The sequence below is a fragment of the Kocuria coralli genome, from assembly GCF_008831305.1.
In the GTDB taxonomy this organism is placed as follows: Bacteria; Actinomycetota; Actinomycetes; order Actinomycetales; family Micrococcaceae; genus Kocuria; species Kocuria coralli.
This window is the reverse complement of the sequence record NZ_ML708611.1, coordinates 308,112-323,725: the sequence shown is the minus strand read 5'-3', so window position 1 is coordinate 323,725 and position 15,614 is coordinate 308,112. Positions and strand designations below refer to the sequence as shown.

13 protein-coding genes and 2 tRNA genes are annotated in these 15,614 nt (G+C 68.5%); 4 read left to right on the top strand and 11 right to left on the bottom strand.

Features of this window, described 5'->3' with window-relative positions; all coding sequences use genetic code 11:
• Positions 1-165 precede the first annotated feature (165 nt).
• The 6 genes from FCK90_RS03225 to tadA form a co-directional block, all read right to left on the bottom strand.
• Positions 166-3,078, bottom strand: coding sequence for an FAD-binding and (Fe-S)-binding domain-containing protein (locus tag FCK90_RS03225; RefSeq protein ID WP_158032845.1), 2,913 nt, complete (start codon positions 3,076-3,078; stop codon positions 166-168).
• A gap of 105 nt (positions 3,079-3,183) precedes the next feature.
• Positions 3,184-3,516, bottom strand: a complete 333-nt coding sequence (locus FCK90_RS03220; RefSeq protein ID WP_158032844.1) for a 2Fe-2S iron-sulfur cluster-binding protein — start codon at positions 3,514-3,516, stop codon at positions 3,184-3,186.
• A gap of 266 nt (positions 3,517-3,782) precedes the next feature.
• On the bottom strand, positions 3,783-4,655 hold the full coding sequence (locus FCK90_RS03215) for a universal stress protein (protein WP_158032843.1): 873 nt from the start codon (positions 4,653-4,655) through the stop codon (positions 3,783-3,785).
• Positions 4,652-6,508: an amino acid permease gene (locus tag FCK90_RS03210; RefSeq protein ID WP_158032842.1), complete on the bottom strand. Its 1,857-nt coding sequence runs from the start codon at positions 6,506-6,508 to the stop codon at positions 4,652-4,654. Before FCK90_RS03210 ends, FCK90_RS03215 begins: the two co-directional genes overlap by 4 nt.
• Positions 6,509-6,735: 227 nt before the next feature.
• Positions 6,736-6,822 (bottom strand) — tRNA-Ser (locus tag FCK90_RS03205).
• Positions 6,823-6,903: 81 nt separating this feature from the next.
• Entirely contained in the window at positions 6,904-7,371 is a 468-nt protein-coding gene (gene tadA / locus FCK90_RS03200; RefSeq protein WP_281347437.1) for a tRNA adenosine(34) deaminase TadA, read from the bottom strand.
• 87 nt (positions 7,372-7,458) lie between these two features.
• On the opposite strand from tadA, the gene upp reads away from it, so the two are divergent.
• The 4 genes from upp (at position 7,459) to FCK90_RS03180 (ending at position 11,047) form a co-directional block, all read left to right on the top strand.
• Positions 7,459-8,094, top strand: a complete 636-nt coding sequence (gene upp, locus FCK90_RS03195) for a uracil phosphoribosyltransferase (RefSeq protein WP_158032841.1) — start codon at positions 7,459-7,461, stop codon at positions 8,092-8,094.
• Positions 8,095-8,582: 488 nt separating this feature from the next.
• Positions 8,583-9,398 (top strand): winged helix-turn-helix domain-containing protein, encoded by an 816-nt coding sequence (locus FCK90_RS03190; RefSeq protein ID WP_158032840.1) that lies wholly within the window; start codon positions 8,583-8,585, stop codon positions 9,396-9,398.
• Between the two features lie 80 nt (positions 9,399-9,478).
• The gene (locus FCK90_RS03185; protein WP_158032839.1) at positions 9,479-10,030 is read left to right on the top strand and encodes a SixA phosphatase family protein; all 552 of its coding nucleotides are present in this window, start codon (positions 9,479-9,481) and stop codon (positions 10,028-10,030) included.
• Positions 10,031-10,048: 18 nt separating this feature from the next.
• Positions 10,049-11,047: an aldo/keto reductase gene (locus FCK90_RS03180; protein WP_158032838.1), complete on the top strand. Its 999-nt coding sequence runs from the start codon at positions 10,049-10,051 to the stop codon at positions 11,045-11,047.
• A gap of 104 nt (positions 11,048-11,151) precedes the next feature.
• Here FCK90_RS03180 and FCK90_RS03175 read toward each other — a convergent pair.
• The 5 genes from FCK90_RS03175 to FCK90_RS03155 all read right to left on the bottom strand — a co-directional run bounded on the left by FCK90_RS03175 (position 11,152) and on the right by FCK90_RS03155 (position 15,285).
• Positions 11,152-11,224 (bottom strand) — tRNA-Arg (locus FCK90_RS03175).
• A gap of 50 nt (positions 11,225-11,274) precedes the next feature.
• The gene (locus tag FCK90_RS03170) at positions 11,275-12,102 is read right to left on the bottom strand and encodes an ABC transporter ATP-binding protein (protein ID WP_158032837.1); all 828 of its coding nucleotides are present in this window, start codon (positions 12,100-12,102) and stop codon (positions 11,275-11,277) included.
• Complete coding sequence (locus FCK90_RS03165; protein ID WP_246179938.1) at positions 12,099-13,142, bottom strand: FecCD family ABC transporter permease; 1,044 nt, start codon at positions 13,140-13,142, stop codon at positions 12,099-12,101. The genes FCK90_RS03170 and FCK90_RS03165 overlap by 4 nt, the downstream gene beginning before the upstream one ends.
• Complete coding sequence (locus tag FCK90_RS03160) at positions 13,139-14,176, bottom strand: FecCD family ABC transporter permease (RefSeq protein ID WP_158032836.1); 1,038 nt, start codon at positions 14,174-14,176, stop codon at positions 13,139-13,141. Before FCK90_RS03160 ends, FCK90_RS03165 begins: the two co-directional genes overlap by 4 nt.
• Positions 14,173-15,285, bottom strand: a complete 1,113-nt coding sequence (locus tag FCK90_RS03155) for an iron-siderophore ABC transporter substrate-binding protein (RefSeq protein WP_181954173.1) — start codon at positions 15,283-15,285, stop codon at positions 14,173-14,175. The genes FCK90_RS03160 and FCK90_RS03155 overlap by 4 nt, the downstream gene beginning before the upstream one ends.
• Positions 15,286-15,614 lie beyond the last annotated feature (329 nt).

Sequence of the window (15,614 nt, the reverse complement as noted above, 5' to 3'; positions counted from 1 at the left end):
TGAGTCGTGGCGCACGGGATGTGCGCCTGGTCTCATCCTAGAGCCGGCCTCCGACAACGCGGCCGCGACGGCAGGTCACGATTCGGGCTGCCCCGGCGCGCCCGCCGGGCCCGGCGGTGCCCGGCGGTGCCCGCTCGGCGGGGTACGGCGTGCCGTCGCGGCGCCTCAGGAGGCAGGCGGCAGTGCCGCCCGCAGGACCTCCGCCAGGGTGATGCCCTCTGCATCCGTGCCCTCGGCGATCTGGGTGCGGCAGGAGAAGCCGTCGGCGAGCACGATCGTCCCGTCCGCGGCCGCGCGGATCTTGGGGAACAGCTCCCGTTCCCCCAGGGTCCGGGAGACCTCCAGGTGCCCCGGCTCGAACCCGAAGTTCCCGGCGAGGCCGCAGCATCCGCCGCCGACCATGTCGACGTCCACACCCAGCTTCTCCAGGACCTTGAGCTCGGGGTCGTAGCCCAGCATCGATTTCTGGTGGCAGTGGACCTGGCACACGGCTTCCGCGGCACGCCCCTCGACCTCGAGCGGCCGGAACGGCCAGTCGCCGCCGGCCTCCAGGTGATCGGCCACGAACCGGCCCAGGGTGACCGTGCGCTCGGACAGGGCCTTGGCCCGCGGATCGCCCGGCAGGAGCTCGGTGATCTCGTCCTGCAGCATGACCGTGCAGGAGGGTTCCAGGCCGATCACGGGGTAACCGGCCTCCAGCAGCGGCTCCATGACGCCCAGGGTGCGGGCCACTTCCCGCTTGAGAGCATCGAGCTGCCCCGTGGAGTGCCAGGTCATGCCGCAGCAGACATCGCCCATCGGGATCAGGACGCGATACCCCATGGCCTCGAGGACCTCGACTGCCGCCTTGCCCGGGCCGTCGCTCATGAAGTTCGTCCAGGAGTCCGGCCACAGCACCACCGAAGGCCGCCCGGTGCCGTCGTCGCCGGCCTGCCGCCCGGAGGTTTTCGCCCGCGCCTTGAACCAGGAGGTCAGCGGCTTGTCGGCGAAGGTGATCATCTCCCGCTGCGTCTCCACGCCGCCGAGCCTCATCACCGTCTTCTGGAGGGGCTTGATCCTCATCGACGCATTGGCCAGTGCCGGGATGCCGGGCACCAGGTTCATCAGGCGGGCCAGCACCGGAAGCCAGCCCATGGTGGCGTGGGCCATGGGGCGGCGGTTGCGGCCCACGAAACTGCGCAGCCCCTCACCGTAGTGGTGGTGCAGGAACTCGGACTTGTAGGTGGCCATGTCCACGTTGACCGGGCACTCCGTGGCACAGGCCTTGCAGGACAGGCACAGGTCCAGGGCCTCGAGGGTCTCCTTGGACTTCCAGCCGTCCTTCAGGAAATCCCCGCGCAGCATCTCCGCCAGGGAACGCATCCTGCCCCGGGTCGAGTGCACCTCGTCACCGGTGGCCACGAACGAAGGGCACATCGCGCCCACGTCCGACCGGCAGGCGCCGACGCCGACGCACCGGTTGAGGGCGCCGGCGACTGACCCGCCGTCGTGGGTGAACGCGTGCACGGGCTTGAGCTCGAACTGCCGCGCACCCGGGCCGGGGCGGATACCCCGGTCGATCGGTTCCGGGTCCACGAGCACCCCGGGGTTGAACACCCCCTCCGGATCGAAGGCCCGCTTGAACTCACGGAATGACTGCAGGGCCTCGGGTGAGTAGATCGTGGAGAGCAGCTCCGAACGGGCGCGTCCGTCCCCGTGCTCGCCGGAGACCGATCCGCCGTAGCGGTGCACCAGCCGCGCGGCGCGCTCGATGAAGGTGCGGTAGACCTCCACGCCGGCGTCGGTGGCGAAATCGAAGGAGATGCGGATGTGCACGCACCCTTCGCCGAAGTGACCGAAGGGAATGCCTCGCAGGTCCAGCTCGGCGAGCAGGCCGTAGAGGTCGCGCAGATAGTCCCCGAGATGCTCGGGGGGCACGGCCGAATCCTCCCAGCCGGGCCAGGCCTCGCCGCCGTCGGGAAGGCGCGTGACGATGCCCGCGCTGGCCTCCCGGATGCGCCACAGGGCCCTGACCTCCCCGGGCTCGGTGACCACGACGGCGTTGCGCACCGTGACCTTGCCGGCCGAGTCCACGATCGCGCGCAGTTCGAGCGCACGGGCTTCGGCTTCCTCGAGGGTCCGCCCGCCGACCTCGCAGTACAGCCAGCCACCGCCCTCGGGCAGCTCCTGACCGGCGGTCTCCTGGCCCGGTCGCATGCGCAGGGCGTCCAGGAGGTCACCGCCCATCCCCTCGATCGTGGAGACGTCGCGGACGCGTAGAGCCGGGGCGGCCGTGGCGGCGTCGAAGGCGTCGTCGAAGCTCAGCACGGCCAGCGCCGTGTGGGCCGGCTTGCGTACCAGCTTGACGGTCATGCGGGTGATCACACCGCAGGTGCCCTCGGTTCCCGCGAACGCCTTGGCGGTGTCGAAGCCCTTCTCCTCCAGGAGGTAGTGCAGCCCGTAGCCGGAGACCTGGCGGGGGAACTGGCCCAGTTCGGTGCGCAGCATGGCCCGGTGGTCGTTGCGGATCCCCGCCAGCGTCGCGGTCAGTGCGTCGTCGCTGGTGGCCCCTGCGGTCAGCTCCACCTCGCGGCCGTCGGCCAGCATCACCGTGACCGCGATCAGGTTCTCCGCCGAGGTGCCCCACGCCACCGAGTGCGAGCCGCACGCGTTGTTGGCCACCATGCCACCCACCGTGCACCGGCTGTGGGTCGACGGATCCGGTCCATAGGTCAGCCCGAATTCCCCCGCGGCGTCCCGGAGCTGGTCGCAGACCACTCCCGGTTCGATCACGGCGGTCCCGGCGTCAGGATCGATCGAGATGATCCGGTTGAAATACCGGGAGGTGTCGATGACCAGGCCGTCGCCGATGGCGTTGCCCGCCACCGAGGTGCCCCCGCCCCGGGAGACCACCGGCCAGCCGCGTTCGCGGGCCAGAGCCAGGAGGTCGCGGATCTCCTCGACGGAACGCGGTTCCGCGACGGCCGCGGGGACCCGGCGGTAGATCGAGGCATCCGAGACGTAGGCCGCGCGCGTCGTCAGGTCGGCACGCAGCAACGCCTGGGCAGGGACATGGCCGTCGGTCCTCGTGGTGGTCAAAGCACAGGCTCCGTTCGGTAGATCTCGCGAACGTCTCGCGTGAGTGGATGAGCCCTCAGGACCGCGGGCGCCGGTCGGACGGGCGAACTGGATCCGATAGGGGGATCACCACTCCGGTGCGATGGTCACTTCGGCGCCGTTCAGTTCCTCGGACCACTCCACCTGGCAGGTCAGACGGGAGTCGTCGTGACGGGTGTCGTCGAGCATGTCCAGGACATCCTCTTCCTCGTCCTCGATGGGCGAGCTGGAGTTCGCCGTCTCCGCAGCCGAACCCAGGTAGCAGTGGCAGGTCGAGCACGAGGCGTTGCCGCCGCACGTCGCCAGGATCGGGAACTTGTTGCGGGTCAGGGCCTCCATGAGGGACTCGTGATCGTTCCATTCGACGTCCGGGGTCCGGGTGCCGTCGCGGTCGATGACGTTTACGGTGATGCTGCTCACGGGCGGGGTCCTCCTGGCAGCCGCATCTCTCGCAGCCGCGCTCTGGGTCATGGGTTCCCGGACATTCTAGAACCCTGTCCGAGTTGCGCTGACTCAGGGTTTCGCGAGCTTACGCCAACGTGCGCGGACTCACACGATGGGCCTTTCCCCGGTGCGGTCGGCGAATCGGCCGCGCCCTTCAACGGACTACCCCCTTGTGCCGGCACCTGGAGGTGCCGGCACAAGGGGGTAGTCGTTCATTCAGCGGACCGGTACCGGTCGCCCTCTCATCTGCGCGCGACGGTGAGGATGGGAACCGGTGAATGCCGCACGATCTTCGCCGCGTGGGATCCGAGGAGGAATCGCCTGGCCAGGGAGAGCGTGCTGCCGACGGCGAGCAGCTCCGTCGGCGACCACGGAACCGCGCCGACCGCCTCCTCCCAGCTGGTGCCGATGCCGACGACGACCTCGACCGCGGTCGGATCGCCACCAGCGGAGACGATGGCCTCCCCGATACGTTGGCGGAGCGGCTCGACCCACTGCTCCACGACCAGGTCGTCCGCGCTCGATTCGATGCTGTAGGCCTTGGTGTTGCCGGGGCGCACCGCGAAGCAGACCACGCGCAGCGGGATGTCGAGCCGCTGGGCCCATTCGAGCGCCGATGCCAAGAGCCTGCTGTCGTGGTCGGCCCTTCCGAATCCAACGGTGACGCGTGAGAAGGCCGAGCCCGGCGGCGGGCTGTAGCCGCTGGGCGCGATGCACACGGGCACATCCAGGGTGTGCAGGAGCCGTTCGGCGACGCTGCCCAGCGAGACCCGGCCGGGAACCCCCGAGGTCGCTGAGCCCAGGGCCACGAGGGTCGCCTCGCACCGTTCGGCGGCGGCCACCATGCCCGTCGCCACCGAGGGCGCCGTCTCGACGGCGTACTCGGCTTCCACGGTCTCGCCGATACGGCTCCTGGCCCGTTCCAGCGTCTCCTCGGCCGACTCCTCCTGCAGCTTCAGGTATTCGATGTCTCCCTGGTAGGGGTCCGGCGGCCACGGGACGGGGGTGACCGCCGAGACGAGCAGCGGCGAGGCGAAGGTATGCGCCAGCACTGCCCCGAGTGCTATCGCCGCATCGCTTCGTTCGTTCGGGCCGAGCCCGAGGAGGATGGTCATCGGGCTGACCCAGCCTGGTTCACCAGATCGCCCTCATCCGAACGGTCGACGACGATGTGGGTAATCGGCAGGTCGGGATGCTTCTCCCGCGCCCGGTCGACGACGTCGTAGCGCAGCCAGGTCGAGCTGTCCTCGGGATGCGAGCTGATGACGGCCTGGTCGGGCTTGAACTCGGCGACAGCCTCGTCGAGCGCTCGCAGCGGGCGGAAATCGCCCAGGCCTCCCTGGACGTCGAGGTTCTCGGATCGCATGGTCGCCAGAGTGCGGTCGAGGCGCTCTTGCGCCGCCTCCGCGGTCCGTTCCCAGATATAGACCGCACCGGAGTGCATGGCCTGCCCGGTGTCGATCGGATTGGCGGGGACGCAGATGAAGTACTCGGCCTTGCCCGCCCGGTCGATCCGCTGCAGCTCGGCCAGGAGCTCCTTCCCTTCCACGGTCTCGTTCGCGAGCACCAGCACGCGCTGCGCCTCCCCCGTGGGCTGGGGTTCGGCGCCTTCCGGAACCGGCGCACGGTTACGGATACCGCGCGTGACGAAGAAGATGACGAGCAGCACCGCCCAGGAGAGCAGGCTGAGCAGCAGCTGAGTGCGAGTGCCCTGGTTGAACGCCATCTGGAGGAGTACGGCGGCGATGGCCACGATGACCAGAACGGAGAGCCCCGGGTACAGCCACATCTTGACGGTCAGCTTGGCGGGGTCGGTCCTGCGCCGGAGGATGAACTGGGAGATCGCGATCAGCAGGTAGACGAACAGGATCACGGCGCCCGAGGAGTTCAGCAGGAACAGGAACACCGTGTCCTCCCACAGGGCGGCGGCGACGACGCACAGGAAGCCGACGATGCTGGAGAACAGGATCGCGTTGCGGGGCACGCCGTTGCCCTCGACCTTCATGAGGGAGAGAGGAGCCTCGCGACGGGCGGACAGCACGAACAGCATGCGGGAAGCCGTATAGAGACCGGAGTTCAGGCAGGACAGCACCGCCGTCAGGACCACGGCGTTCATGATGTGGTCGGCGAAGGGAATGCCCATGGCCGTGAAGGCCGAGACGTACGGGGAGGCCGCCAGGCCCTCCGAGTTCCACGGCAGGATCACGGCGAGCAGGAAGATCGAGAAGACGAAGAAGACCGCGATGCGCAGGATGATGGAGTTCGTCGCCCGGGCGATGGACTTACCGGGGTCGGGGGATTCCGCCGCGGCGATGGTCGCGATCTCGGCGCCCACCATGGAGAAGATCACCACGACCACGCCGGAGAAGACAGCCCCGCCGCCGAAGGGGAGGAAGCCGTCGTGGGCGACCAGGTTGGAGAAGTCGAGCCCCTTGTTGGGCCAGAGGCCGAGGACGAAGAAGGTCCCGAGGCCGATGAAGGCGATGATGGCCGCGATCCTGATGCCTGCGAACCAGAACTCGAACTCGCCGAAGGACTTGACCGAGAACAGGTTGGTACCAGTCATCAGGGCCATGAGGACCAGGGCGAACACCCAGGTCGGTACATCCGGGAACCAGTAGCGCATCGCCTCGGCGCCTGCGATGGCCTCGAAGCCGACGACGATCACCCAGAAGTACCAGTAGAGCCAGGCGGCGGAGAAGCCGGCCCACGGCCCCATCGCGTTGCGCGCGTAGTCGGCGAAGGAACCCGTGGAGGGGTTCGCCACTGCCATCTCACCCAGCATGCGCATGATCATGATGACGAGGACGCCCGAGACGGCGTAGGTCATGAAGGCACCGGGACCGACGCTCTGGATCACGGCGCCGGAACCGACGAACAGGCCGGCGCCGATGACGCCTCCCATCGCGATCATGGTGAGGTGCCTCTGTTTGAGGCCCTTCTTCAGTTCCACCGGTGGTGCGCCCATGACGGACCTCATCTCTACGTCTGTGAAGGAAGCCACACGCTGCGTGACTACAGGTCATTCATAGACGACGACGGTCCGCCGATTGTTTCGAACGTGTTAGTTCTCCGTTTGGCCACTGAGACCCCGGAAACCGGATGCGCGGCGATCCAGAGAGGCCGATCCCGGGCATGGAGAAAGCGCATGGCCTCCCGGAACCGAAGTTCCGGGAGGCCATGCGCTTCAACGAGCGGTGACGGAGGGATTTGAACCCTCGTTGGCTTTGACACCAAACATCATTTCGAGTGATGCACCTTCGGCCGCTCGGACACGTCACCAAGGCCAAAAGTGTAGTGGAGACTCTTTAGAGCGCCAAATCGGCCCTCGGGGCGAGCTGCGAAGGGGGTGCTGAGGGCGCTTCAGCGCTGAGCGCGGAAGAACTCGCGGATCGCCTCGCCGCACTCTTCCTCGAGTACCCCGCCGTGGACCTCGGTCCAGTGGTTGAGCGCAGGATGGCGGACCACGTCCATGACCGAACCGCAGGCTCCCGCCTTGGGGTCCCACGCACCCAGGACGATCCTCGGGATGCGGGCGAGCACGCTGGCCCCTGCGCACATCGCGCAGGGTTCCAGGGTCACCACCAGCGTGCAGTCGTCCAGTCTCCACCTGCCCAGCCGCCGGGCGGCCTGCTGCAGGGCCTGGACCTCCGCGTGGGCGGTGGGGTCGTCGTCGGCCTCCCGGCGATTGACGCCGGTGGCGAGCACTTCGCCGTCGTGGATGACCAGTGCGCCGATGGGCACGTCGTCGGTGCTCGCGGCGCCCGCGGCCACCTCGAGGGCGGTGCGCATCCACTGCTCGTGCCGGCTGTCCAGCGATGTCGGAGTCACCGTGCCTACCTGCTCTCGGTGTGTGGGGCGGGGTGGAGGCGCCCGGGCCGCCTATTGGGGCGGACGGCGCTCTGATAATTTTGCGGCATGCGCGTCACAGTCCTGGACCATCCTCTCGTCGCCCACAAGCTCACCGTGCTCCGGGATCGGAAGACCCCGTCGCCCATATTCCGCCTGCTCGTCGAGGAGCTGGTGACCCTCCTCGCGTACGAGGCCACTCGGGAGGTCCGGGTGGAGCCGGTCGAGGTCACTACCCCCGTGGCCACGACCACCGGCACCGCATTGAGCACCCCGCGCCCCCTGGTGGTCCCGATCCTCCGGGCCGGGCTGGGCATGCTCGAAGGCATGACCCGGCTGATTCCGACGGCGGAGGTCGGCTTCCTCGGCATGGCGCGGCATGAGAAGACCCTGGACATCGTCACGTACGCCGAGCGCCTGCCGGACGACCTCAGCGGCAGGCAGGTCTACGTCCTGGATCCCATGCTGGCCACGGGTGGCACGCTGGTGGAGGCCATCAAGTTCCTGCGCAAGCGCGGTGCCGCCGAGATCACCTGCCTCTGCCTGCTGGCCGCACCGGAGGGTCTGGCCGCGCTGGAGGAGCGTCTGGATGACGACGACGTCCATGTGGTGCTCGCTTCAGTAGACGAAAAGCTCGACGAGAACGCCTATATCGTCCCCGGCTTGGGGGATGCGGGTGACCGGCTCTACGGCATCGTGGACTGAGGCGCTCGGGCGCCGGACTATCACCGCAGAGACGATGACGACGGTGAAGCTCAAGCCCGACCGGCTTGATCTCACATATTGAGATCTAAATAGCTAAGCAGGAAGTTTGTTGACATATTGATTGTAGTTTGCTAGCGCTTCATATTTGAGTCCGGGGTGTGTATAGACGGCCAAATCCGCCTGAAAACCCGATACCGCGAGGATCAGATACTTCAATGAAGGTGCCGCCCCTCCTGTGCGGAAGCTGTCTATGGAGTGGGTATCTCATTATTTGAGACAAAGACACAATTGTTACTTGATTAAACTGGGTACTTGACGTGAAGATAGGGCTGTCGCATTCAGTGGGCACTCAGGATTCGGCACTGTCGGGAACGTCTTGCTTGTGGGAGAGAGAGGGCGGCCTGGGGTGATCGCGGTGTGACAAGTCAGCTCGACCTACTGGCTGACTGCGGCCATTTACAGGCCGTATGGAAGATCTAGGAGCAGTTATGGCGGGTGCACCCGGCTACGTCCACATTTCACAGCGGAACCGTGCAGCGGCAGCACGGCATCAGGCTGCAGTTGGAGAAGGGGCAACCCCGGGTCAGCGCCCCGCCCCGCCCCGTCCCGTCATGCGCGGCATGGTGAACGGCCAGCCGAACGAGGTCGACGCCGACCGTCGTCTGGCCCCGAACGAGACGCCGCAGGCGGCTCAAGGCAGCGAAGCCCGCGGATTCGTTCTCTATGTGGGTCTCGACGAGAAGAAGGCCGCAGCGGACGGCACCACCTTGGTGGAGGTCGTCCAGCACCTCCGCCGGGCGGTAGCCGAGGTGGCGCCGCAGGCCGGTACGTACGCGGCGGTCGCCTTGGCTCAGGCAGGAGCGGAGGGGACCGACCTGCAGGTGGTGCGCAATGCCCTGGGTGATCCCACCTCCGGTTACCAGCGCCCGGACCCCGTCCCTTCGCTGGTCAGCCGCAGCTCGGAAGCGAGCGCATCGCAGTCCGCCGGCGTGCTGATCGACCTCTCCCGCAGGGAGGTCCTGCTCGACGGCGACGTGCTCAACCTGACCTACAAGGAGTTCGAGCTCCTGAACTATCTGGTCGAGAACGGGTCACGGACTGTGGGCCGCGGCGAGCTGATCGGCAGCCTGTGGTCGGATGCCGAAGAGACGCCGAACGAGCGCACCATCGACGTCCATATCCGTCGCCTGCGCTCCAAGCTGGGGCGCCTGGCCAACACCGTTCGCACGGTGCGGGGTCAGGGCTACCGCTTCTACGACCACCCCGAGGTCGTGGTCTGGGCGGCGCCCGAGTACTCCATCTGAGCACCTCCATCGCGTCTTCGGCGGCGCCCCCACGACCCCGGTCGTGGGGGCGCCGCCGTCGGCCGTGAGAATATTGCCGCATGAGCACAGCAGAGTCTGCGAATCGTCACGATGAACGGGTGCTGATCTTGATGCGCCACTCAGCGGCCGGAGCCGGATGGGGGGTCGACGATCATGAACGCCCCCTCAGCCCCTCGGGGGAGGCCGATGCCCCCATGGCCGGCCGCTGGTTGCTGGAGCACGACCTCGCGCCGGAGATGATCCTGTGCTCGTCCGCGTTGCGCACCCGGCAGACCTGTACCTGGGTCTCCTCCGAGCTGGGGGAGCTGGCACCCACGGCGAACCTGTCGGAACGTCTCTACGAGGCGTCCGAGAACCATGTGCTGGCGGAGATCAACTCCGTCCCCGACGGGGTTCGTGTCCTGCTGGTGATCTTCCACCAGCCGGCGGTGCAGGACGTCGCCATGCGGCTGGTCGGATCGGACTCGGACATGGATGCCGTGATGGATCTCTCCGGCGGGTTCCCCACCAGCGGGCTGGCCGTCCTCCGGACCGTTGAGCCCTGGTCCGTCCTGGACGGCGCGGACGCGAGGCTGACCGACTTCGTGGTCCCGCGCGCAGAGCGGGTATAGGACGGGTACGGGCGCGATATGAGAGAGGTTCTGTTCACCCCCACGGGGGATCGAGTGGGTGCCGTCGGCTACGGCGCCATGGGGCTCAGCTGGGTCCTCGACCGCCGAGGCCTGACCGAGCGGGCCAAGCTGGACGTCCTGAGAGCGTCAGTGGACTCCGGGATGAACTTCGTCGACACCGCGACGCTCTACGGCGGCGGCGCCAACGAGGAACTCGTGGGCGCGGCGCTGCACGACCGCTACGACAGCGTCTTTTTGTGCTCCAAGGCCGGACTGCGCGCTGAGCAGCTGGACCCGCCGAAGACCGAGCGCTGCGGGGATCCCGGCTATCTCCGCCGCGCCATCGATGACAGCCTGCGACGATTGCGCGCCGAGACGGTCGACCTCTACTACGTGCACCGGCTCGACCCCGATGTGCCGCTCGAGGACACCTGGGGTGCCATGGCCGATCTCGTGGAGTCCGGCAAGGCCCGCTCCATCGGTCTCTCGGAGGTCTCGGTGGAGCAGCTCGACCGGGCGCAGGCCATCCACCCCGTGGCGGCCGTGCAGTCCGAGTACTCGCTCTGGACGCGGGAACCCGATGGCTCCGGGAAGATATCGGATGGTGACCCCGCCGGCGACGTCATCGGCTGGTGCAGGGATCACGGCGCCGTCTTCGTCCCGTTCTCCCCGGTGGGGCGCGGCTATCTGTCCGGGGCGCTGGGCGAGAGGGTGTTCTCCGGCGACGACTTCCGGTCCAGGAACCCCCGGTTCACCGATGAGGCCCGGGCGGCCAACGACGACGCCGTCCTGCCGCCCATCCGCAGCATCGCCCGGAAGCACGGGGTTCCGATGTCAGCCGTCGCCATCGCCTGGACCATGCTGCCGGGTGAAGCCGGGGGAGTCTCCTTGCCCATCCCGGGCACCACCAGCCTCGAGCACCTGGCCGAGAACGCCCGTGCCGCCGAGATCGAGTTCGATCAGGAGGACCTCATGATGCTGGAGCGGCTGCCGGCGGCGTCCGGACCCCGGTACTGAGGGAGTCACGGCCTGGGAGAGATTTCGGGGCCCCTCACCTGGACAGGCGAGGGGCCCCGAAATCGTCGTGAGCACACGGGCACGGAGTCCGCGGGCATGAAAAGTGCGCCACGAGGGATTCGAACCCCCAACCTTCTGATCCGTAGTCAGATGCTCTATCCGTTGAGCTAGTGGCGCATGGTCTTGCAGACCGATGTCCGCGGGCCGAAGGCCTCGCGAACAGGTGATTACATTACGCGGCTTGGGGCCGTGGGGCAAATCCGCCGGCGACCTCTCGGCAGGATCACCGGATGGCCCTCCACGGGGTCCCGGACCACCTGCGCCTCGAGGTCGAAGACCTCGGCCAGGATCTCGGGGGTGAAGACCTCCTCGGGGGTGCCCGCGGCCGAGATCCGCCCGGCGTTCAGCGCTATGACCCTGTCGGCCACGCGTGCGGCCAGGTTGAGCTCGTGCAGCACGGTGATCACCGTGGTCCGCGAACCGTCGGGGCGGCGCAGGCCCCGCAGGAGGTCGAGCAGCTCCACCTGATGGGCCAGGTCCAGGGCCGCCGTCGGCTCGTCCAGCAGGACGGTCGGCGTGTCCTGCGCCAGCACCAGGGCGATCCACACCCGCTGCCGCTGTCCGCCGGAGAGCTCGTCGACCGGGCGCTCGGCGAACTCCTCCAGGCTGACCATGGACAGGGCGCGGGCGATCGCCTCGTCGTCGCCGGGCGACGGGGCGCCCCACCACCGCCGGTGCGGATGGCGGCCACGGGAGACGAGCTCGGTGACGGTCAGGCCTTCGGGGACCAGGGGTGCCTGGGGGAGCAGCGCCACCTGCCGCGCATAGGGTTTGGGCCGGAGCTCCTCGAGGTCGTGGCCGTTGAAGCGGATGGTGCCGGTGCTCGGGGCCAGCTGCCGGGACAGGCCCTTGAACAGCGTGGATTTGCCCGATCCGTTGGCGCCGATCAGCACGGTCGTCTCCCCGGGGCTGATCGCCAGGTCCACCTCGGACACCGCGATCCTGGGTCCATAGCCGAGAGACAGCCCCCGGGTCTCGAAAACCGGATCGCTCATGATCGTGCTCCTCTCCGCTGCTGGACCAGCAGCCACAACATGACGGGTGCGCCGATGGCCCCCGTGATCACCCCGGCGGGCAGGCGGGCGTCGCCGAGCATCTCGGCGCCGACCATGTCCGCCGCGAGGACGATCAGGGCCCCCACCGCACCGCTGGCCAGCACCGAGATCCGGCCGTGGCGCAAGGCGGCGGCGATCGGGGTCGACAGCAGGGCCACGAAGGCGAGCGGCCCCGTGGAGGCCGTAGCGACGGCGGCCAGCACCACCCCCAGCCCCAGGGCGGCGGTCTGCACCCGGCCGGGATGCGAACCGAGCCCCACGGCGAGCTCGGGGCCGAGGGAAGCCGGTTGCAGGGCGCGGTGCACCAGAACCGCGGCGGGGATCGCCACCACCAGCACGACGGACACCAGGATCAGCCGGTCCCAGGTGGAGGAGTTCAGCGATCCCGCGGTCCATACCGCAGCGCCCTGAGCGTTCTGGGTGGTCAGGCGCGCCATGATGCCGACCACCGTGGCCTGGCCCAGGGCGGCTACCCCGATGCCGGCCAGCAGGAACCGTTCCCCCACGATCCCCGCCGTGCCCGCGGCGCCCCGCAGCGAGGTGGAGACCAGGGCGATCAGCATCGCGGCGGCGATGGCACCGGCCAGTCCCGCCCATGCCAGCCCCGTGCCCGCGGCGCCCAGGAAGTACATGGCCGCCACTGCACCGGCTGCGGCGCCCGCATTGATGCCCAGCACGTCGGGACTGGCCAGGGGGTTGCGCAGCACGGTGCGGAACAGGGCGCCGGAGATGCCGAAGGCCGCTCCGGCTGCGGCGCCCAGCAGCGCCCGGGGCAGTTTGTCCTGCATCACGATGAAGGTGGCTCCCGGGATGCGCTCGCCGCCGAGGATCCGGAAGAAGTCCGGGATGGTCACGGTGTACTGACCGAGCAGCACGCGGATGCCCATCATGGCGAGCATCGCGGTGAAGAGGACCACCAGAACGACGGTGGTGCGTCGGGTCTGCCTGCGCTGAAGCTCATGGACGGCGGAGGCCTTCACAACGACATCCCCTTTCGCCGGCGCAGCAGGAGGAGCAGGACGGGAACCCCGATCGCCACGGTGGTGACGCCCACGTAGATCTCCTGCGGAGGGGCGACCACGCGGCCCAGGGTGTCCGCGACCAGGAGCAGAATCGGGCCCAGGAGCATGCTGAGGACGATGATCCAGCGGTAGTCCCCTCCCACCAGGCGGCGGATCGCGTGGGGGATCAGCAACCCCACGAACGCGATCGGGCCCGCGATGGCCGTGGCCGAGCCGGCCAGGACCACCACGCCGGTGAACACCATGGCTCGCTGCGCGCCCAGGTCAACCCCCAGCCCGTGAGCCATGTCGTCACCCAGGGCCATGGCATTGAGTCCCGAGGCGCCCGCGAGCACCAGGAGCACGCCCAGCAGGATCAGGGGCGCTGCGGTAGCCAGGTCCGTGCCCTCGGTCCGGGACACGGAGCCGACGTTCCAGTACCGGTAGCGCTCCAGCACCTGCTGGTTGGTCAGGACGACGGCGGAGGTCACGGCCACGAACCCCGCATTGACCGCGGCTCCCGAGAGGGCCAGGCCGATCGGCGTGGGGGCGCCACCTCCTATCTGGGAGATGCCGAAGACCAGGATCGCCGCCACCGTCGAGCCGCTCAGGGCGGCCAGGGCGATCTGCCAGCTGGTGTGGACGCCCAGCCAGCCCAGCCCCAGGACCACCCCCGCCGCAGCGCCGGAGGACAGCCCGAGCAGCCCGGGATCGCCCAGGGGGTTGCGACTGACCCCTTGCATCCCCGCGCCGGCCACCGCCAGGGCGGCGCCCACCACGATGGCGGTGATCGTCCTGGGGATGCGGTTGAGCACCACGGCGGTGTCCATGTCCGCGGTGGCCCCCGGGTCCTGGCCCAGGAGGATCTCGGGCAGGCGGGCGAGCGCGGAGACGACGGTTCCGGGCTCCAGCGATCGGCTCCCCCAGAACAGCGACGCGGCCGTCGCGGTGATCAGCAGGACCACCGCGACGGCCAGCGTTACCCACGGGGTGACCCGTAGGGATGTCCTCATGCGGCGGGCGACTCTGAGGCAGAGGCCTGGTCGGACGATTCGGTGAAGACCCCCGCGATCTGCGGCAGCACGTTCTCCAGTGCCCACGGAATGCTCAGCGGAGAGGCCGCCGAGACGGACAGGGTCTCCTGGCCGTCGGTCTGCAGGACCATATGGCCATCGGCCACGGCGGGGATCTTGTTGAGCAGCTCGTCGGATTCGATGGCTTCCTTGACCCCGGCGTCGGCGGCCCAGGTGACCAGGACGTCGGAGTCGAGCTCGTCGGCGCGCTCCGGGGACCAGCCGATGTAGAACTCGGACGGGTCCTCGCCCTCGGTCTCGACGACGACGGGGGCCTGCTCCATGCCCAGGGAGGTGAGGAAGCGCGGCCGGTTGTCCACCGAGGTGTAGATGCTGATCTGCTCCTCGGCGGACGGATCGACCGTGCCGTAGATGAAGGTCTTGCCCTGGATCTCCGGGTGGTCCTCCGCAGCCTGGGAGAGCTGGTCCTCGACGGAGGAGATCAGCTCCTCGGCCTGGCTGTCGCGGCCGAGCGCCTCGCCGATGAGGCGGGTGGTCTCATCCCACGGGGTGCCGAAAGCGGGCGTGTCCGGCGGGGGCGCGATCGTGTTCGCGATCTCCGAGAGGCGGTCGTAGTCCTCCTGGGTCATCCCCGAGTAGACGCCCACGATCAGATCGGGCTCCGCCGCGGCGATCGCCTGGAAGTCCAGGCCGTCGGTCTCCGACCACTTGGCCGGTTCCTCGCCGCCGTTCTCCGTCAGGGCGTCGTCGAACCAGTCGGTCGAGTTGTTCTCGTTGCCCCCGAAGTCCGTGGCGGCGATACCCACGGGGGCCACACCCAGGGCCAGGACGATGTCCTGGTTCACCCATGCGATGGTCGCCACGCGCTGAGGGGCCTCGTCGATCGTCGTCGAACCGTAGGCGTGCTCGACGGTGCGGGGGAAGTCCCCCGTGGCGTCGTTAGCGCCCTCGTCCTGCGAATCCGAACCCGTCTGGCACGCTGCGAGGGCCATGGCGCCGACGGCGGCCAGCCCGGTCAGCGCGGTACGGCGGGAGAAGGAGCCCTTGGCAAGGCTCCGGGTGCCTTGCGGTCGAAGCGAGTCGGTCATGGTCAACCCCTGTGATTCGAAGATGTGGATCAAGACGTGTCGAAGTCTGGACGGAGGCGAGGTTAGGTGCCCCTAACATCGCGCAGACACACTGTAGGGGGTGTTCGAGGAAATGGGCAATGCGAACGTGTGCTAATCGGGTGGTCATGGAGTGCGCGTGCCTGGCGTCTGCGGGCCGCTGTCGCGGGCGGATCGTGGCATGGCAACCGCAGGCGTGAGACCTGTCACTAACCGGATCTGTGACGAGGGGAACAGGTAGACTTCGATCACACCACAAGTTCGGCCAGCTCGCTGCTCCCGACAGAGTGGGAGAACCTCAAAGACGAGGT

Coding starts and splice junctions, on each gene's coding strand:
- FCK90_RS03215 (WP_158032843.1), bottom strand. CDS start 4,655: ATGACCATCCTCCTCGGGCTCGGCCCGAACGAACGAAGCGATGCGGCG.
- FCK90_RS03210 (WP_158032842.1), bottom strand. CDS start 6,508: ATGGGCGCACCACCGGTGGAACTGAAGAAGGGCCTCAAACAGAGGCAC.
- upp (WP_158032841.1), top strand. CDS start 7,459: ATGCGCGTCACAGTCCTGGACCATCCTCTCGTCGCCCACAAGCTCACC.
- FCK90_RS03190 (WP_158032840.1), top strand. CDS start 8,583: ATGGCGGGTGCACCCGGCTACGTCCACATTTCACAGCGGAACCGTGCA.
- FCK90_RS03185 (WP_158032839.1), top strand. CDS start 9,479: ATGAGCACAGCAGAGTCTGCGAATCGTCACGATGAACGGGTGCTGATC.
- FCK90_RS03180 (WP_158032838.1), top strand. CDS start 10,049: ATGAGAGAGGTTCTGTTCACCCCCACGGGGGATCGAGTGGGTGCCGTC.
- FCK90_RS03170 (WP_158032837.1), bottom strand. CDS start 12,102: ATGAGCGATCCGGTTTTCGAGACCCGGGGGCTGTCTCTCGGCTATGGA.
- FCK90_RS03160 (WP_158032836.1), bottom strand. CDS start 14,176: ATGAGGACATCCCTACGGGTCACCCCGTGGGTAACGCTGGCCGTCGCG.
- FCK90_RS03155 (WP_181954173.1), bottom strand. CDS start 15,285: ATGACCGACTCGCTTCGACCGCAAGGCACCCGGAGCCTTGCCAAGGGC.